Raw genomic sequence first — 18002 nt, forward strand, 5'->3', positions numbered from 1 at the left:
CAGGGAGGCAATTTTTTGATCACCACGTATAACAAACCAGCACTGGGCGATACTCTGATTGTGGTATTGGCTCAAGATACGGCTGAGGAAACCACCAAACAAGCTAACGGCATCACCGGCATTTATGATGCCCGAGGTGATGCCCTTGGCTTTAACTTTTTCGACGTGGCGCGCTTCACGCCGGTTGAAGGTCAAGGTCAGGTCCACTTAACTGTTGACCAGCTTAAGCGATTGAACCAGGCCATCCAGGGCGCCGGACTGGCTGGCGCATTGCCATTAGAAGAGACGCCGAAATTCGTGATTGGCAAAATCATTGATTTTCAGCCGCATCCCAAGTCCGATCACCTGCATGTGACTCAGGTGGACTTCGGCACCCATCAGGAGCAAATCGTCTGCGGTGCGCCCAACGCGGCTTTGGGCCAAACGGTGGTGGCGGCCTTGCCTGGCGCCATGATGCCTGATGGAAAAATCATCTGGCCGGGGGAATTGCTCGGCGTGCCAAGCTTTGGCATGCTGTGCGCGGCGCGAGAACTCGCCATTCCTGGAGCACCAGCAGCGCGCGGCATCTTGATCATGCCAGACGATCTTGCCGCTGGCAGTGAATTTGATTTCAAACAAGCAGAAGCAGTGGTTGCTGCTTCCTAACCACTTCGACTCGAGCAATCGAGTCTTTTTTTGGCTAAAAATTGCGGTTTTTGCTGGTGGGGCTAAGCATTCGGGCGGGCCTATGCTAAAATGAAAACAGCATGAAAAAGAGAGGAAGCGGACTATGCCGCATTATGATGGGCCTGCTTTTAACCGCAGCCACCACCCGCATTCAGAATATCAAGCAGCCAAGCCAGCACAGCGGCCCACTGCGCCAGCGGCAGTCGCACCTGCTTACCAAGTCGATCCCTTTGACGCTTTGCAGACGCCGGCGAGCGTGGCGACTCGGCGCCAGCATCAGGTTGACTATGAACAAATTCGCGTCCAACTAGCCGTGGATCCTGCGCAGCTTTACGTCCTCGCGACACCAGATGATCAAACGCCTTGGGCCACTGATCAAACACCGCCTCAAGCCGAACCGACGCCCAATGCGTCTGAAACACCGGTCGTTGATGCCTTGCCTGCTCAGCCTGAGCCGGCCGCTGCCACTGAAATGAGCACCGAAGCAGCTAAGCCAACTGTGTCATCAGTGGCTACTGACCTAACTGACGATGAGTCAGAAGCAATTACTTCGCAAACAGAGTCTCAAGCAGCTTCAACCTCGCCAGTGCCGCAATTGACCACTGCCAGTGATGCCGCGCAAGCCGACCTCGATGCGCAAATCAGCGCCAATGCCGCGGCAGCAAGTACCGAAGACCAGCGGCCAGCTACCGTGACGGAACTGGTGGCAAAAGCCAAGCCTGAGCCGGCAGCCCAGCCGCGGCACCATGGCACTAGACCTAATCCCTTCGCGGTGCGCGCCTCAGTGCGTGATTACTTGAAGATGAAGAAAGCGGCCGCTAAAGCCGCCAAGGGCAACCCACCAGCCGCCCAGGTGGCAGGCGCTCAACCGCTGCCGTCATCTCAGCCGGGGCGCCAAGCCGAACCGGTAGCGCAAGTTGCGGCCGCAACGGCAGCGACGACGCCAGTGGCCCCCTTGACGGCTGCTTACCAGCTGCCACCGCTTAACTTGTTGAGTGATCCGGTTCACCAGGATACTAGTGAGCAGCAAACCTGGGTCGCGCAGCAAACCGAAACGCTGAATGCGGCCTTGGCTTCATTCAATGTTGAGGCCCAGGTGGTCGCCAGTACCGTCGGGCCAACTGTCACCCAGTTTCAGATTAAGCTGGCGCCAGGGGTGAAGGTGAACAAAATCACCAATCTCACCGATGATTTGAAGCTGGCGTTAGCCGCCAAGGACATTCGCATTGAGGCGCCGATACCTGGCAAGAGCACGGTCGGGATTGAAATTCCTAACCGCAAGCCACGCCCGGTAATGCTCAAAGAGGTGCTGGCGGCGCCAGCGTTCCAAACCGCGTCCTCACCGCTCACCATCGCGTTAGGGGTCGACCTGTTCGGCAAGCCGGTGGTAACCAACCTTGCAAAAATGCCGCATGGCTTAATTGCCGGGGCCACTGGGGCCGGAAAGTCGGTCTTCATCAACAGTTTGATTACCTCGCTGCTATACAAAGCAACGCCGCGGCAAGTTCGGCTGCTGCTGATCGACCCGAAAGCCGTGGAATTGGCGGTCTATAATGGACTGCCGCATTTGGTTGCGCCAGTGGTTTCGGATCCTAAAGCGGCCTCCGCCGCCTTGAAGTGGGCGGTCGGCGAAATGGAAGCCCGCTATGAAAAAATGGCAGCGGCCAATGTCCGCAGCTTGGCGCAATTCAATGATAAGGCCCGGGCGCACGGCGATGACGCCGCGGTCATGCCAAGCATTGTGATCATCATCGATGAATTGGCCGATTTAATGATGGTGGCGGCTAGTGAAGTGCAAGATTATATCGCCCGAATCACCGCCAAGGCTCGGGCGGCAGGGATTCACTTGATTGTCGCCACCCAGCGGCCGAGTGTGGATGTGATTACCGGCACCATCAAGAACAACATTCCGACGCGGATCGCGTTTATGGTGGCCAGCCAGGTCGACTCGCGGACCATCATCGACCATGCCGGGGCGGAAACCTTGCTCGGCCGGGGTGACATGTTGTTCTTGGGCAACGGGGCCAGCCAGCCCATTCGCTTGCAAGGCACCTTCATCGACCGGGAGCTGGATGCGATTACCGATTTTGTCCGCAACCAGCAGCCGCCGCAATACCTGTTTAACCCCAGCCGGCTGGTGGCCAAGGCCCAGGCAATTGAGGCGCAAGACGAGTTGTTCCCGCAAGTGCTGAGTTACGTGGCCAGCGAGCAAACCGTGTCCACGTCGCAGTTGCAGCGCAAGTTCGCCATTGGCTATAACCGCGCGGCGAAGCTGATCGATGAGCTGGAAATGCGGCACTATGTTTCACCCGCCAATGGTTCCAAACCGCGGGATGTTTATCTTAACAAAGAAGATTTGCCCCAGCCGCAGCCGCGGTAGGGCTTAAACGAAAGAGGCTACATGATGACAGAGGAAATTGATTACTTTATTGGTATCAAAGGTTCAGGGATGAGCGCGCTGGCGCTGATTTTGCATGATTTGGGTCACCAAGTCCTAGGCTCAGATATTACGCAGTACACTTTTACCCAAAAAGGGCTGGAAGCCGCCGGCATCGAGACCTTGCCGTTTGATGCGGCGAATATCAAGCCCGGCTACACGATTATCTGCGGGAACAGCTTCACCGATGAACATCCTGAAGTCAAAGCCGCCAAGGCGCTGGGCCTTAAGTTCTACCGTTATCATGAATACCTCGGCGAACTGCTGAGTCATTACACCAGCATTGGTGTTGCCGGTGCGCATGGCAAAACCAGCACCACCGGGTTGTTGGCCCATACCTTAAGTGGCATCGACAAAACCAGTTATCTGATTGGTGACGGCACCGGCAAAGGCACGCCAGATTCCAAATTTTTCGTGTTTGAAGCCGACGAATATCGTCGTCACTTCCTGGCTTACAGCCCTGATTATCTGATTATGACCAACATCGACTTTGATCACCCGGATTATTACACCGGCATCGAAGACGTGTACGACGCCTTTGAAACCGAAGGCAAGCAGGTCAAAAAGGCCATTTTTGCCTGGGGCGATGATCCTTGGCTGCGTAAACTTGATGTCAAGGTGCCGGTTTATTACTATGGCGAATCCGATCAGGATGATTACCAAGCCAAAAACATCAAGCGGACGCCTGAAGGTTCCAGCTTCGATGCCTATCACAAAGACCAGCTCTTGGGCCACTTCTTCGTGCCACTGTTTGGTGAACACAGTGTCCTGAATGCCTTAGCCGTGGTGGCAGTTAGCGATGCGGAAGGCTTGAATCCCGACTATATTGCGCGCGAGCTGGCCAGTTTCTCTGGCGTTAAGCGCCGCTTCTCGGAAACAGACATCAACGGTACGGTCATTATTGATGACTACGCGCACCATCCAAATGAAATCAAGGCAACCCTCGATGCCGCCCGTCAGAAGTTCCCTGACCGCGAATTGGTAGCGGTGTTCCAGCCGCACACCTATTCGCGGACGATTGCTTACCTGGACGATTTTGCCCAAGTGCTGAGTCAAGCCGATGCGGTTTATGTGACCCCAATCTTCAGCTCCGCCCGCGAAACATCGGGTTCGGTTAGCGCCGAAGATGTGGTCGCTAAACTGAAAAATGGCGGTGAAGTGCTGCACGAAGACGATATGACGTCGCTCCTAAAGCATAAAAACGCGGCGATTGTCTTCATGGGCGCCGGGGATGTGCAGAAATATGAGCGTGCTTTTGAGGCTAAGCTCTAATATCCGCCTAAAGTCTTAGCCGCTGATTTGTTATCTTTGGTATACTGAAAAGCAAAGATTCATGAAAGGAATGATCTCATGCAAGAACGACGCGTCGTGAATGACACTAGCCTGGCCGGGTTCTTCAATCGAGTATACAGTGTGATGGGCTCCGGTTTGCTGCTGACCGCTGCGATTTCTTACTTGCTCGGCACTGTTTTTTATAACCAATATGCCAACTTTGTGGCGAACCACACCTTTATGTTTTACATCTTGCTATTTCTGCCGTTTTTCTTGTCCATGGGGGTCAATAGCCGCCGGGCGCAGGCTAATGCCGGTTATGCCGGGCTGATGTTTTATCTCATTTCCGCCTGCTACGGGACGACCTTTACTGTGATTTTGATTCAGTATCAAAGTTCAATCGTGGCAATTTCATTTTTGACCACCGCGGTAATTTTCCTCACCATGTCGGTGGTAGGCCGCATTACGAAGCAAGATTTGAGTCGTGCTGGCGTCATTGCCACCTCGGCTTTGATCGGCGTCATCTTGCTGTCAGTGATTAACTTCTTCATGCAGTCGTCAGGCTTACAGCTGATTCTGAGCTACGCAATTTTGGTCATCTTCATTGTCTTAACGGCGTTTGATACGCAAAAACTCAAGACGATCTACATGTCTGCCAACCAAGAAGGCGGCTATGTGGTGAATACCAATACGCTGGCGATTCAAGGAGCCTTGGCTTTGTACCTCGACTTCCTGAACATCTTCCTGGTGGTGCTGCGCTTGTTCGGTGGCAGCTCCAGCCGCGACTAAATCACGCTTACCTGGCTCCCTCTATTAGGGGGCCAGGTTTTTGATTCCAGCGGTTTGAGGTTTTGACCCGTTCTGTTAGGCAGGCTACTCGGTAGGCTAAACCCGCCGAACTCCGCGGCTTCTAGTTGCGCGCCGTAGCCTGCGTGAAGTTGCGCTCCGTGAGGCCAAAGCCGGCACAGCTAGCTACGCTCAGAGCCTCAAAGCCAGATCGGGCTTCAATGCTCGGAGCTAGGCTACCTGACCGGCTAAGTGCGGTCTCACTCCGCAGCCTACCTAAAGTTGCGCTCCGCGGGACCAACGCTGGAGTGGATAGCTACGCCCAAAGCCTCACCGCCAAAAAGCGGCGGTAATGCTTTGAGCTAGGCTATCCATCCAGCTAAGTTCGGTCCCGCTCCGCACCCTACCTAAAGTTGCGCTCCGCGGGACCAACGCTGGAGTGGATAGCTACGCCCAAAGCCTCACCGCCAAAAAGCGGCGGTAATGCTTTGAGCTAGGCTATCCATCCAGCTAAGTTCGGTCCCGCTCCGCTGCCTGCCTGAAGGTGCACTCCGCCGAGCAACGGGGAAGCGTCTAGCTACGCCCAAAGCTTCACCGCCCAAAAGCGGCGGTAATGCCTCAAGCTAGGCTAGCCGTCCCCCTAAAAGCGCTCGGCTTCGCTGCCTGAAGTTTGTTATACTTGTGTCAGAAGAGCCAATTTAGGAGGCTGACCATGGCACAAGACAAATTACTGTTGATTGATGGGAGTTCGCTGGCGTTTCGTGCTTTTTATGCGATGTACACCCAGATGGATCGCTTCACCACCAAAGATGGGTTACATACGAATGCCATCATGACATTCAACAGCATGCTGGATAACGTAGTGGATCAATTTAAGCCGGACCACATGCTGGTGGCATTTGATAAAAGCGGGGGCACGTTCCGCACCAAGATGTTCAGCGATTACAAGGCCCAGCGTGATGCGGCACCAAGTGAATTTCTGGAACAACTGCCTTATATTCACGAGCTGCTCGACGACCATGGCATCAAGCATTACGCACTGCAGGACTATGAAGCTGATGATGTGATTGGCACGCTGGCTAAGGCGGCCGACGCGCGCGGCTGGCATACGGATATCGTCACTGGCGATCGCGACTTAACCCAACTGGCCACGCCGTCAACGACCGTGCAGGTGACCAAAAAAGGGGTCGGCGACCTTGAAGCCTACACGCCAGCGCATGTCGCCGAAAAATTTGAGCTGGAGCCGAAGCAGATCATCGATTTGAAAGGGCTGATGGGGGACACCTCGGACAATTATCCTGGGGTCACCAAAGTCGGCGAGAAAACCGCGCTGAAGTTACTGCATCAATTTGGCTCGATTGAGAACCTGTACGCCAACATCGATGAGCTCAAACCCAGCAAGATGAAAGAAAACCTGGTCAACGACCAGGCCAATGCCGAGATGAGTAAGACGCTGGCCACAATTGATCAGGCGGCGCCGCTCACGATTGGGTTGGATGATTTGGCGTACACCGGCCCAGACCTTGATGCTTTGCGTGAACTCTATACCAAGCTGGAGATGCGCCAGGCCTTGGCGCACCTGCCAGCAGCCACCGCGGAAAAGCAGGCGCCGGTGCATTTTGTGGTACTCACGGATGCCAATTTGGCTGAGCTGCCAACAACGACTGACCCGGTGGCATTTGAACTTGAGATGCTGGAAGACAATTATCACACCGCCGAGCAAATTGGCTTTTTCATTGGCACAGCCGAAGAAACCTTTGTCAGCACTGATGTCACCCTGTTGACCCTGCCAGCAATGCAAAAATGGCTGGCTGATCATCAGCTGACGGTGTTTGATGCGAAGCGCAACCTGGTGGCCGCAGAGCGGCTGGGCGTGAACTTGCCCCAGATTGATTTTGACTTACTGCTGGCTTCGTATCTGCTTAACCCGGATCAGAACAGCAATGACTTCGGTCAAATTGCGCAAGACCATGATTACAACTTGCCTTTCGATGAGGCAGTCTATGGCAAAGGGGCCAAGCGCAAGGTGCCAGACGATGAGACCTTGTTTGGCCATTTTGCCCGTAAAGCCCAAGCCCTACTGACGCTGCGGCCTAAGTTACTTGAGGAGTTGAAGACTCAAGATCAATTGAGCTTGTTCACCGATATGGAGCTGCCTTTGGCCAAAGTACTAGCGCGCATGGAAATCACCGGGATCGTGCTGGACAGCAAGACGTTGCAAGGGCTTGGCGACCAATGGACCAGCACCATGCATGTGCTCGAGGAAAAAATCTACGCCGAAGCCGGACTGAAATTCAACTTGAACTCGCCTAAGCAGCTTGGTGAGGTACTCTTTGAGAAGCTGCAACTGCCGGTAATCAAAAAAACCAAAACCGGTTATTCCACCTCCGTCGATGTTCTGGAACAGTTGCGCTCCGCTAGCCCGATTGTTCAAGATATCTTGGATTACCGCACGGTCGCGAAGCTGCAGTCGACTTACGTGGCGGGGCTGCTCAAAGCGGTCCACCCGGATCATAAAATCCATACCCGCTACCTGCAGACCCTGACCCAAACTGGCCGTCTGTCTTCAGTGGATCCGAATATGCAAAACATTCCGGCGCGCGATGAAGGCAAGCAAGTGCGGCGCGCGTTTGTGCCCGCCCATCAAGGCTGGCAGATTTTCTCCAGTGATTATTCTCAAATCGAATTGCGGGTTTTGGCCCACATTTCCGGCGACAAGAACATGCAAGAGGCCTTCAAGGAAGACCGTGACATTCATGCCAACACGGCCATGCGGATTTTCCATTTGGATTCTCCTGACGAAGTGACGCCAGATATGCGGCGCCAGGCCAAAGCCACCAACTTCGGGATTGTGTATGGGATTTCCGATTTTGGGCTGGCCAAGAACATCGGCATCACGCGCAAACAGGCGAAGGCCTTTATCGATGGCTACTTCGAACAATATCCGCAGGTGCATGACTACATGGACGAGATGGTGAAGGTGGCCCGCGAACAGGGCTATGTTGAAACCTTATTCCACCGCCGCCGTTATCTGAACGATATTCATTCGCGCAACTTCAATCTGCGCAGCTTTGCGGAACGGACCGCGATGAACACGCCGATTCAAGGCAGCGCCGCAGATATCATCAAGGTGGCCATGATTCGGATGCAGGCCATGCTGGATGAGCACCACCTCCAGTCGCGCATGCTGCTTCAGGTGCATGACGAATTGATCTTCGAAGGCCCGGAAGCGGAAATGGCCCAGCTGGCAGCGTTGGTGCCCAAAGTGATGGACTCCGCCGTTAAACTGGCGGTGCCGCTTAAGGTCGAAAGCCACTGGGGCAAAACCTGGTTTGATGCCAAGTAAAAGTGCTGAGTCTGGGCCCCGGTCCAGACGGGAAGAGGGACGCAATGCCAGAATTACCAGAAGTTGAAAATGTGCGGCTTGGCTTGACAAAGCTGATTGTCGGCAAAACGGTAGCGCAAGTCGGAACCGATTGGGAGAAAATCCTGGTTGGCGGGCTGGATCTGTTTCAAACCGCCTTGGCCGGCGCCACTGTGACCGGCATTGACCGGCGCGGCAAGTATCTGCTGATTCGCTTTGGAGCGCTGACCATTGTGTCGCACCTCCGCATGGAAGGTAAATATCAGCTCGCGCCCTCCGTCGAGACGCCGAAGCCCCGGTTTCTGCATGTGTGGTTCACCTTCACCGACGGCAGTCAGCTACGCTACCTCGATATGCGCAAGTTCGGCCGCATGCAGCTAGTGACCACTGGCGAGGAAACCAAGGCCGTGGCCGGGCTGGCCAAAATGGGGCCAGAACCCACGGCCACCACTTTTGGGCTCAAGGCATTCGAAGCGGCGCTGGCCAAACGCAAGGCGCCAATCAAGTCGGTGATCCTCGATCAAACCGTGGTGGCTGGGGTTGGCAATATCTACGCCGACGAGACGCTGTGGCTGGCACGCATCAACCCGGAGCAACCGGCCAACACGTTATCAGCTAGGGCGGTTAAGGCACTGCATGATGCCATTATCGCTGAACTGCAAAAAGCGATTACCCTTGGCGGCACCAGTGTCCATTCGTTCGTGGATGCTGATGGCCACCGCGGGGCGATGCAGGATCAGCTGCATGTTTACGACCGGGAAGGGACGCCTTGTGATCGTTGCGGCACTACCATCCTCAAAATTAAAGTCGGCCAGCGCGGCACGCATTATTGCCCGCACTGCCAGCCAAAGCGAGGCTAGGCAATGACATACTTACTGGGTTTAACCGGCGGCATTGCCACCGGTAAAAGTACCGTGGCAGCAGTGTTTCGCGCGGCGGGGTGTCCCATTGTGGACGCCGATGTGATTGCCCGACAAATTGTGCAGCCCGGCCAGCCGGCGCTGGCGGCGATTACCGAAGCCTTTGGCCCGACCGTGATAAAGCCTGATGGGACCCTAGATCGTAAAGCGCTGGGAGCGATTGTCTTCGCGGATCCGACCAAACTGGCTCAGCTCAACCGCATCGACAAGCCATTTTTGCGGGCGGCCATTAATCAGGCTTTGGCGGCGGCCAAAGCCACTGGCGCCGCGGTGGTGGTGGGGGAAATTCCACTGCTTTATGAAACGCAGTATGAATCGAGTTTTGATGGGGTCGCGGTGGTGAGCTTGCCGGCTGACTTACAGCTCAAACGCCTAATGGCCAGAGATGGCTTGGCTGAGGTTGAAGCCAAGCAGCGAATCGCCGCCCAGATGCCGCTGGCCGAGAAAGAGGCCCGGGCCGATTTTGTCATTGACAATAGCCTCGGTGCGGCTGGCCGTGAGCGGCAAGTGACAGCGGTCCTAGCGCAATTGGCTAGGTGAACGTGCTTGGCGGTCGTGGTATAATAGAGTATCAATTTATAAGAGGGTGTCTCATTGCTGTGCCCACATTGCCATCATAATAGTTCCCGAGTGGTCGATTCGCGGCCAACCGATGGCGGCCGCGCGATTCGGCGCCGCCGTGAATGCGAAAATTGCGGTTTCCGCTTCACCACATTCGAACGGGTTGAACAAACCCCACTTTTGGTCATTAAGAAAAATGGCACCCGCGAGGAATTCAGCCGTGAGAAGATTCTCAAGGGCCTAATTCGCGCCGCCGAAAAGCGGCCAGTGACGATGGAGCAGATGCAAGGCATCGTCGAAAACGTCGAAAATAAGCTGCGGGCGATTGGTGAAAATGAAGTCTCCAGTCAGCAAATCGGCGAATACGTCATGAAACAACTTGCCGACGTCGATGATGTGGCCTACATTCGCTTCGCCAGTGTCTATCGCCAGTTTAAGGACATGTCCGTGTTCATGGATGAACTCCAAGACATGATGAAACGCGAAAAAGACAGTCACTAAGCAAGGAGTGGGCCGCGGCCGACTCCTTGTTTTGCCGTTATTAACTTATCGCTTGGAAATGGGGGCTGCTTCATGCGACCGCAAAATTACATGGCGCAAGATGATTATATTGTGGTGCAAGCCACTTATTTTAGTGACCATGATCAAGACGTGGTGGTGAATCTCTACCAACCATTGATTGGGCCGGTAGCCCTGGCCCTTTATTTGAGTTTGTGGCAAACCTCGCATGCCAAACCGCTGCGCTCTGACCGCAAAAAGCAAACGGCCTTGATGGATTTGCTGGGGGTTGATTTGGATACGCTGTATGACGCGCGTATTCACTTGGAAGCCATGGGGCTGATGAAAACCTACACCGCGGTTGATCAAAATGGCCGCTACTGGGCCTATGAGCTCTACCGGCCGGTGGCGGCAAATGCCTTTTTCCAAGATGACACCTTAAGTTTGCTGTTGTACGATCGCGTCGGGGAAACCCGGTATGACACGTTGGTCCAACGTTACACGATTCACACGGTGAAGGCGGCCGCTTGGCAAGACGTATCGGCGCAGCTGCTGGATGTCTTCCAACTGACGTCAGTGGCCTTGCCGGCGCCGGTCGTTGCCAGTCAGCAGGCTGTGGCGCAAAAGCCCCTGCCAGAGGTGACGTTGAGCGACGGCGCTGGGTATGACTGGGCGCTGCTTGATCAATTGCTTAGCCGCTCTGATTTGGCGGCGGGGCAGGTGGCGAAAAATCGCAGTGCCTTGGCGCAGCTAGCCACGTTCTATGGCCTGACACCGCCGGTCTTGGCCCGCCACATCATGCAAGCGACGAGTCCGGTATCCGGTCAGCTAGCGATGCCGCGCTTAAAGCAAATCATCGAGCAGACCTATGCCAAGCAGCGGCCGCATTTAACCGCCAAAACGGCCGCTCCGGCCGCAGCCCCGCAGACAGCTGGCAGCATCAAGCTGACCACACAGCAGCAAACCCTGCTGCAGCAGGCCAAAAGCACGCCGCCAAGGGAATTCTTGGAGCAAGCCAAGCATGCGAAGAATCCCAATCTCTTTGTGGCCAGTTCGGAAACCAGAGCGGTGTCCCAGCTCGCCAGCCGCCAGGTGTTTGACAATGCCACCGTCAATATCTTGGTGTCCTATATCCTGCAAAATTACGACAGTGTCACCCAAGCCTTGATTGACAACATCGCTAACCGCTGGCTCGGTGAGAATGTTACCAGCCCGGAAGCGGCACTCAAGGCGATTGATGACTATCAGGCCAAACAGCGCAAGCCGAAACCGCGCGGCGGGCGGCCTAGTCGTCAAGAAGCGACGCCGGACTGGATGAAAAAGGACTACCAGCCGACCAAAGAAACGGTCAGTGCGGCGACCAAGCAGGAATTAGCCGCGCAGCTAGCGGAACTCGAGGCATTGCGAAAGGAGCAAAGCCATGGAACCAATGAATGAGGAACTGAAAAAAGTCATGGATCCCCGGGCCATGACCGCTGCTTATCGTGACATGGTGAAAACCGCTGTGGCTGATCCCGAGGTTCAGGCCTTTTTATCCGCCAATCAAGCGGCACTGGCACCTGACGCGGTGACACGTGGTGCCGCCAAAATCTATGAGTTTGTGACGGCGCGGGACCGGCTGCAAGCCGGCGCTCCGCTGATTGCCTCGGGTTATGCACCGCGGCTGATTGCCTCCAATGGCTTGATTGACATCACGTATGATGCCACCCCGGAAAAGCTAGCGGCAGATGCGCGTCAGGCGCAAGCGAATTTGGTGACGGCGTTGAACATGCCAAAAGCGATCAAGCAGGCCAGCCTCCAAGGTTATGATCCCACGGAGCGCATGACCGCCCTGGCTGCCGCGACTGGCTTCACTTTGGCGTTGGCGAAAGCGCCGCACGAGTTTCATCAAGGCCTGTACCTCACCGGGCCGTTTGGCGTGGGGAAGACCTACCTGCTTGGTGCGATTGCCAACGATTTGGCCGCGGCCGGCATTGCTTCAACTTTGGTGCATTTTCCGACTTTTGCCGTCGAGATGAAAGCGGCCATTGCCAGCAATCAGGTGCTGCCGAAAATCAACACGTTGAAAACCGCGCCAGTGCTGATGATTGACGATATTGGCGCCGAAGCCTTGAGTCCTTGGGTCCGCGATGAAGTGTTAGGGGTCATTTTGCAGTACCGGATGCAGGAAGAGTTGCCGACCTTGTTTACCTCAAACAAAACCATGGCTGAGCTGGCCGACTTTTTGGCCGGGGCAGATGTTGGCAACAATGAGGCGCTCAAAGCGCAGCGAATCATGGAGCGCATTCGCTTTTTGGCCAAAGAAATTCCGGTGGCTGGGGTGGATCGGCGTAACGGCTGAGATTAACTTTTTGCCCATGAAGCTTGCACACGTGTTTGCGCTGTGGTTTAATCTAGGTATCAAAGACGAAAGCTTTAAGGACCATGTTTCACCAGAGAGCCTCGGGCGTGGCTGTAAACCGAGACAAGACCTGATCCGCACCTCTTTCCGAGATTGCCAGCAATGGCCCCAAGCTCAGGTTACGAGCATTGAGAGGAAAGCAGTGCTTTCAAGTCGGGTGGAACCGCGATATTAATCGTCCCGAGTGTCAGAAATGACACTCGAGGCGATTTTTCTTTTGCCTTCGTCAGAAAAGGAGCAATACCTATGTCAATCAAAATTACCTTACCAGACAACAGCGTCAAAGAATTCGACGCTGGCATCACCACTGAAGGCGTCGCTAAGGCGATTGCCAACAGCTTGGCCAAAAAGGCCGTTGCCGGCAAGTTCAACGCGCAACTGATTGCTTTGAACCAACCTATTAACGAAGATGGTGCGCTGGAAATTATCACCAAAGACAGTGCAGACGGCTTGAACGTGCTGCGGCAAACTGGCGCCTTTGCGCTGGCTGCTGCGATCAAAGCGTTGCACCCAGAAGTTAAGCTGGGCCAAGGCGAAGCGACTGACGATGGGTTCTTCTACGATACCGACCGTCAGGAAGGCCAGTTGACGGTGGACCAACTGCCTGCCATCAGTGACAAAATTAATGCGTTGGTGAAGGCTAACGCGCCAATCGAAGCCGTTAGCATGAGTAAGGCCGATGCCAAAAAGGCTTTTGCTGATGAACCTTACAAGCTGGAATTGATCGATGCCGCGGCTGGTGATACCATCAACGGCTATCAATTAGGCGATTTCTTCGATTTTGAAGAAGCAGTGGTGCTGCCAAGTCTCAAAGACTTGAAGCACTTCACCCTACTGTCTGTCGCTGGCGCCTACTGGCAGGGTAAGTCTTCCAACCCAATGCTACAGCGGATTTATGCCACAGCCTACTTCAAAGAAGCCGACCTGGAAGCCGACGCTAAGCAGCGCCAAGAAGCCCGTGACCGCGATCACCGCGCCATTGGCCGTGATTTGGACCTGTTCTTCGTTGATCCTAAGGCCGGCTCTGGCTTGCCATACTGGATGCCAAATGGGGCCACCATCCGTCGCGTGATTGAACGCTACATCATCGACAAGGAACTGGCCGATGGCTATGAACATGTTTATACACCAGTGCTGGCTAACTTGGATCTGTACAAGACTTCTGGCCACTGGGCTCACTACCGCGAAGACATGTTTCCACCAATGGACATGGGCGATGGGGAAATGCTGGAACTGCGGCCGATGAACTGCCCAAGCCACATTCAGATTTACAACCACCACATCCGTTCCTACCGCGAACTGCCACTGCGCATTGCCGAACTGGGGATGATGCACCGCTATGAAAAGTCCGGCGCTTTATCTGGCTTGCAGCGCGTGCGGGAAATGACCTTGAACGATGGTCACACCTTCGTGGCGCTGGACCAAGTGCAGGATGAATTCAAGAAGATTCTGCGGCTGATCATGGATGTCTACGAAGACTTCAACATCTCCGATTACACCTTCCGCTTGTCCTACCGCGACCCGAAGAACACGGAAAAGTACTTCGATGACGATGAAATGTGGACCCGCAGCCAAAGCATGCTGAAAGGCGCGATGGATGATTTGGGCCTGGATTACTACGAAGCAGAAGGCGAAGCCGCCTTTTACGGGCCAAAGTTGGACATTCAAACCAAGACGGCGCTGGGCAACGAAGAAACTATGTCCACCATCCAACTGGACTTCATGCTGCCAGAACGCTTCGATTTGACCTATGTCGGTAAAGATGGCCAGGAACACCGGCCAGTCATGATTCACCGTGGGATTGTCGGGACTATGGAACGCTTCATCGCTTACCTGACGGAAATCTACAAAGGCGCCTTCCCAACCTGGTTGGCTCCGAAGCAAGTTGAAATCATCCCAGTTTCCTTGGATGAACACCTCGACTATGCCAAGTTGATCGAAACCGAAATGCGCAAAGCCGGCCTGCGCGTCGAGCTGGATGCCCGCAACGAAAAGATGGGCTACAAGATCCGCGAAGCGCAGACCCAGAAGATTCCTTACACCGTTGTGGTCGGCGAAAAAGAAGTCAACTCAGCTGCCGTATCGGTGCGGCGCTATGGTGAAAGCGACGCCGAGGAAATGCCAGCCAACATGTTCGTGGATTCAGTTAAGGCTGAAATCAAGAACTACAGCCGTGATGGCAAACAAAAGCGCGGTGCTGGTAAGAACCTGTAATTCACACTGACACGAGTGGTGGCCCCAAACTCCACCCGGCACCGCCACCCACTGGCTAACAGTAGGCCAGACAGCAGGTATAGTTAACATTACTGTTTCTTCAATAAAAGGTGAAGCCGCAGAGGTGGCAAACAACTCGAGCGGTCATACCACGTTCCAGCCCTTTGCTGCGGAAGCTGACCTACCCGGCAGTTCTGATCAAGCTCATAGCCTAGAAAACGTTTGACAGCAGGGTTATGAGTGCGTATACTGAGAGAGTTGAGAAAAAGCAGAAGTTCCCGCTTCTCACCCAAGCCACTGGCCTCTAGGTTGATATGATCGGTATTTAACGATGCGGCGGGGCTTTCTGAGCTCCGCCGCATTCTCTTTTTCTCGAAATTAATTCGGAGGTGAACTGCCATAGCACGAGAAGTGATGGTCAATGATGGGATTCGCGCCCGCGAAGTGCGTTTGATCTCTCAAACCGGTGAACAGCTCGGCGTCAAGAGTACGCGCGACGCCATGGAACTTGCATCAAGCGCAAACTTGGATTTAGTCCTAGTTTCACCAACTGCTAAGCCGCCAGTTGCCCGCATTATGGATTACGGGAAGTTTCGGTTTGAGCTTCAAAAGAAGCAGCGCGAAGCACGCAAGAAGCAAAAAACCATCAGCATCAAGGAAATCCGCCTGAGCCCAACGATCGGCGAAGCAGATTTCAACACTCGGCTTAAGAACGCATCGAAGTTCCTTGAGAAGGGTGACAAAGTCAAGGTCTCGGTTCGGTTCCGGGGCCGTGCAATCACCCATAAGGACTTGGGGCAAAAGGTCCTCGAACAAATGGCCAAGGCCGTTAGCGACCTGGCTAATGTTGAAGCCCGTCCGAAGATGGACGGTCGTAGCATGTTCATGATGCTCGCACCAAAGGTCGATCCGAACAAAAAGTAGGCGACCGACCTGATCGCATTGCGACTGGGTGAACATAAGTATTAGGAGGAAAATAGTCATGCCAAAATTCAAGACACACCGTGCATCAGCCAAGCGTTTCAAGCGCACCGCCAGTGGTGCTTTGAAGCGGGGCCACGCATACACGAGCCACCGTTTCCACGGTAAGACCAAGAAGCAGCGTCGTCAGCTGCGCAAGTCAGGTTTGGTATCCCACTCAGATATGAAGCGGATCCGCCAGATGATGAGTCAGATGAAGTAATTGCGTGACTAATTTCACGCTTTCGAGTTCGCTTAATGATTTGAGGAGGAATTTCAAATGCCACGTGTAAAAGGTGGAACAGTAACACGCAAACGTCGTAAAAAGGTTTTAAAGCTCGCTAAGGGTTACCGCGGCGCCAAGCACCTGTTGTTCAAGGCAGCTAATGCCCAGGTCATGGTTTCCTATCGTTACGCTTTCCGCGATCGTCGCGCTACCAAGCGTAACTTCCGCTCCCTGTGGATTGCCCGGATCAACGCCGCTGCGCGGATCAACGGTCTTTCCTACAGCAAGTTGATGCACGGCTTGAAGGTCGCTAACATCGACATGAACCGCAAGATGCTTGCGGACATCGCGATTGCTGATCCAGACAGTTTTGCTGCCTTGGCAGAAACCGCTAAGAAGGCTTTGGCCTAAGCCAAACCCAAACGTCGCCTCGTCGTAGGCGGCGTTTTTGATTCTATCAATGATCATTCGCTGGAGTTTTTTCCCTTAAAGTCTAGAAAACGCTTTCGTAACCTGATAAACTAGCAGTAAGAACGATTGTGAGCAAACTAATCGTCCAAAACCAAATAATCAGATACGGGGTGGAAATTATGCCAACACCATTTGTTACCAGCAGTGCCGAAGCACCCATCGATGTCATCAATGTGTTTGACTTGGAAGCAGCAGCGGCCAAGGTGATTCCTCAGGGGGCTTATGGTTACATATCCAGCGGGGCGCAAGACCTTTATACCATCAAAGAAAACATCAAGGCGTTTAATCATCAGTTGGTGGCACCAAGAGTCTTGCAGGAAATTGCATTTCCCGCAGATATGCACGCCGACTTCATGGGCCACCGGCTGACCAGTCCCATCATCATGGCGCCAGTGGCCGCTCACAAGCTGGCCAATACGCAAGGAGAAGTGGCTACGGCCCGCGGGGTGGCTAAGCATGGGACGATTTTTACCATCAGTTCGTTTGCTAGTGAGACTTATGAAGCGCAAGCGGCCGAGCGCGGTGATCAGCCCCAATGGTTTCAGCTGTATCAGAGTAAAGATGATGCCGTGACCAAGCAGATGCTGGACACAGCCAAGGCCAATGGGGCCGAGGTGATCGTATTGACCGCAGACGCGACGGTGGGCGGCTATCGCGAAGCGGATAAGCGTAATCGCTTTACCTTCCCGGTGGGTTTACCGATTGTGCCCTACCAAGACGGGCAGGACCAAACGATGGATGCCGTCTATAAATCTGCCAAGCAGGCGCTAGGACCGCGTGACATCGCCTTTATTAAGGAATATTCCGGGCTGCCGGTGTATGTCAAAGGCGTGCAAACCGCTGCCGATGCGGAAATTGCGATTCGCGCCGGGGCTGATGGCATTTGGGTCTCCAACCATGGCGGCCGGCAGCTCGATGGTGGCGTCGCTTCCTTTGATGCTTTGCAAGTCGTCGCCAAAGCCGTGGCCAAACGCGTGCCCATTATCTTCGACTCTGGTGTCCGTCGCGGGATGCATGTGTTCAAAGCCTTGGCGAGTGGCGCGGATCTCGTGGCCATTGGGCGGCCGGTGATTTACGGCTTGGCGCTAGGTGGTAGTCAAGGGGTCGAGGCCGTGTTTGAGGAATTGGAAAATGAGCTGCTGATTGCGATGCAGCTGACTGGGGCGCATAATGTCGATGAGATTAAACGCACCCAACTGATTCCTAATCAATATGCTGATTAACCA

Annotated in this window: 15 protein-coding genes; all 15 read left to right on the forward strand. The window is 54.4% G+C overall.

Annotation, left to right across the window (positions count from 1 at the left end; genetic code table 11):
- Nucleotides 1–15 precede the first annotated feature (15 nt).
- The 15 genes from ytpR to AAA927_RS04990 all read left to right on the forward strand — a co-directional run bounded on the left by ytpR (nt 16) and on the right by AAA927_RS04990 (nt 17999).
- On the forward strand, nt 16–645 hold the full coding sequence (gene ytpR, locus AAA927_RS04920; protein WP_338216267.1) for a YtpR family tRNA-binding protein: 630 nt from the start codon (nt 16–18) through the stop codon (nt 643–645).
- A gap of 124 nt (nt 646–769) precedes the next feature.
- Nucleotides 770–3046, forward strand: a complete 2277-nt coding sequence (locus AAA927_RS04925) for a DNA translocase FtsK (RefSeq protein ID WP_338216269.1) — start codon at nt 770–772, stop codon at nt 3044–3046.
- A 24-nt stretch (nt 3047–3070) separates the two neighbouring features.
- Complete coding sequence (murC, locus tag AAA927_RS04930; RefSeq protein WP_125582322.1) at nt 3071–4375, forward strand: UDP-N-acetylmuramate--L-alanine ligase; 1305 nt, start codon at nt 3071–3073, stop codon at nt 4373–4375.
- A gap of 78 nt (nt 4376–4453) precedes the next feature.
- Nucleotides 4454–5164 (forward strand): Bax inhibitor-1/YccA family protein, encoded by a 711-nt coding sequence (locus tag AAA927_RS04935; protein WP_338216272.1) that lies wholly within the window; start codon nt 4454–4456, stop codon nt 5162–5164.
- A gap of 709 nt (nt 5165–5873) precedes the next feature.
- Nucleotides 5874–8507, forward strand: coding sequence for a DNA polymerase I (polA, locus tag AAA927_RS04940; protein ID WP_338216274.1), 2634 nt, complete (start codon nt 5874–5876; stop codon nt 8505–8507).
- A 44-nt stretch (nt 8508–8551) separates the two neighbouring features.
- A complete protein-coding gene (gene mutM / locus AAA927_RS04945) occupies nt 8552–9385 on the forward strand; it encodes a DNA-formamidopyrimidine glycosylase (RefSeq protein ID WP_338216275.1) in 834 nt (277 codons plus the stop codon).
- A 3-nt stretch (nt 9386–9388) separates the two neighbouring features.
- Nucleotides 9389–9985: a dephospho-CoA kinase gene (gene coaE, locus AAA927_RS04950; protein WP_338216276.1), complete on the forward strand. Its 597-nt coding sequence runs from the start codon at nt 9389–9391 to the stop codon at nt 9983–9985.
- A gap of 54 nt (nt 9986–10039) precedes the next feature.
- On the forward strand, nt 10040–10507 hold the full coding sequence (gene nrdR / locus AAA927_RS04955) for a transcriptional regulator NrdR (protein WP_125582332.1): 468 nt from the start codon (nt 10040–10042) through the stop codon (nt 10505–10507).
- Nucleotides 10508–10579: 72 nt separating this feature from the next.
- Nucleotides 10580–11941 carry a DnaD domain protein gene (locus AAA927_RS04960; protein ID WP_338216279.1) on the forward strand — a complete coding sequence of 454 codons (1362 nt, stop codon included), beginning with the start codon at nt 10580–10582 and terminating at the stop codon, nt 11939–11941.
- Nucleotides 11925–12845 (forward strand): primosomal protein DnaI, encoded by a 921-nt coding sequence (gene dnaI, locus AAA927_RS04965; RefSeq protein WP_338216282.1) that lies wholly within the window; start codon nt 11925–11927, stop codon nt 12843–12845. The genes AAA927_RS04960 and dnaI overlap by 17 nt, the downstream gene beginning before the upstream one ends.
- Before the next feature lie 306 nt (nt 12846–13151).
- Nucleotides 13152–15119, forward strand: coding sequence for a threonine--tRNA ligase (gene thrS / locus AAA927_RS04970; protein WP_338216284.1), 1968 nt, complete (start codon nt 13152–13154; stop codon nt 15117–15119).
- 414 nt (nt 15120–15533) lie between these two features.
- Complete coding sequence (gene infC / locus AAA927_RS04975; protein WP_125582339.1) at nt 15534–16043, forward strand: translation initiation factor IF-3; 510 nt, start codon at nt 15534–15536, stop codon at nt 16041–16043.
- A gap of 58 nt (nt 16044–16101) precedes the next feature.
- On the forward strand, nt 16102–16302 hold the full coding sequence (gene rpmI, locus AAA927_RS04980; RefSeq protein WP_125582341.1) for a 50S ribosomal protein L35: 201 nt from the start codon (nt 16102–16104) through the stop codon (nt 16300–16302).
- 57 nt (nt 16303–16359) lie between these two features.
- On the forward strand, nt 16360–16716 hold the full coding sequence (rplT, locus tag AAA927_RS04985) for a 50S ribosomal protein L20 (protein ID WP_125582343.1): 357 nt from the start codon (nt 16360–16362) through the stop codon (nt 16714–16716).
- 179 nt (nt 16717–16895) lie between these two features.
- Complete coding sequence (locus tag AAA927_RS04990) at nt 16896–17999, forward strand: alpha-hydroxy-acid oxidizing protein (RefSeq protein ID WP_338216289.1); 1104 nt, start codon at nt 16896–16898, stop codon at nt 17997–17999.
- Nucleotides 18000–18002: the final 3 nt, after the last annotated feature.

The organism is Lacticaseibacillus salsurivasis, from assembly GCF_036246225.1.
GTDB lineage: Bacteria > Bacillota > Bacilli > Lactobacillales > Lactobacillaceae > Lacticaseibacillus > Lacticaseibacillus salsurivasis.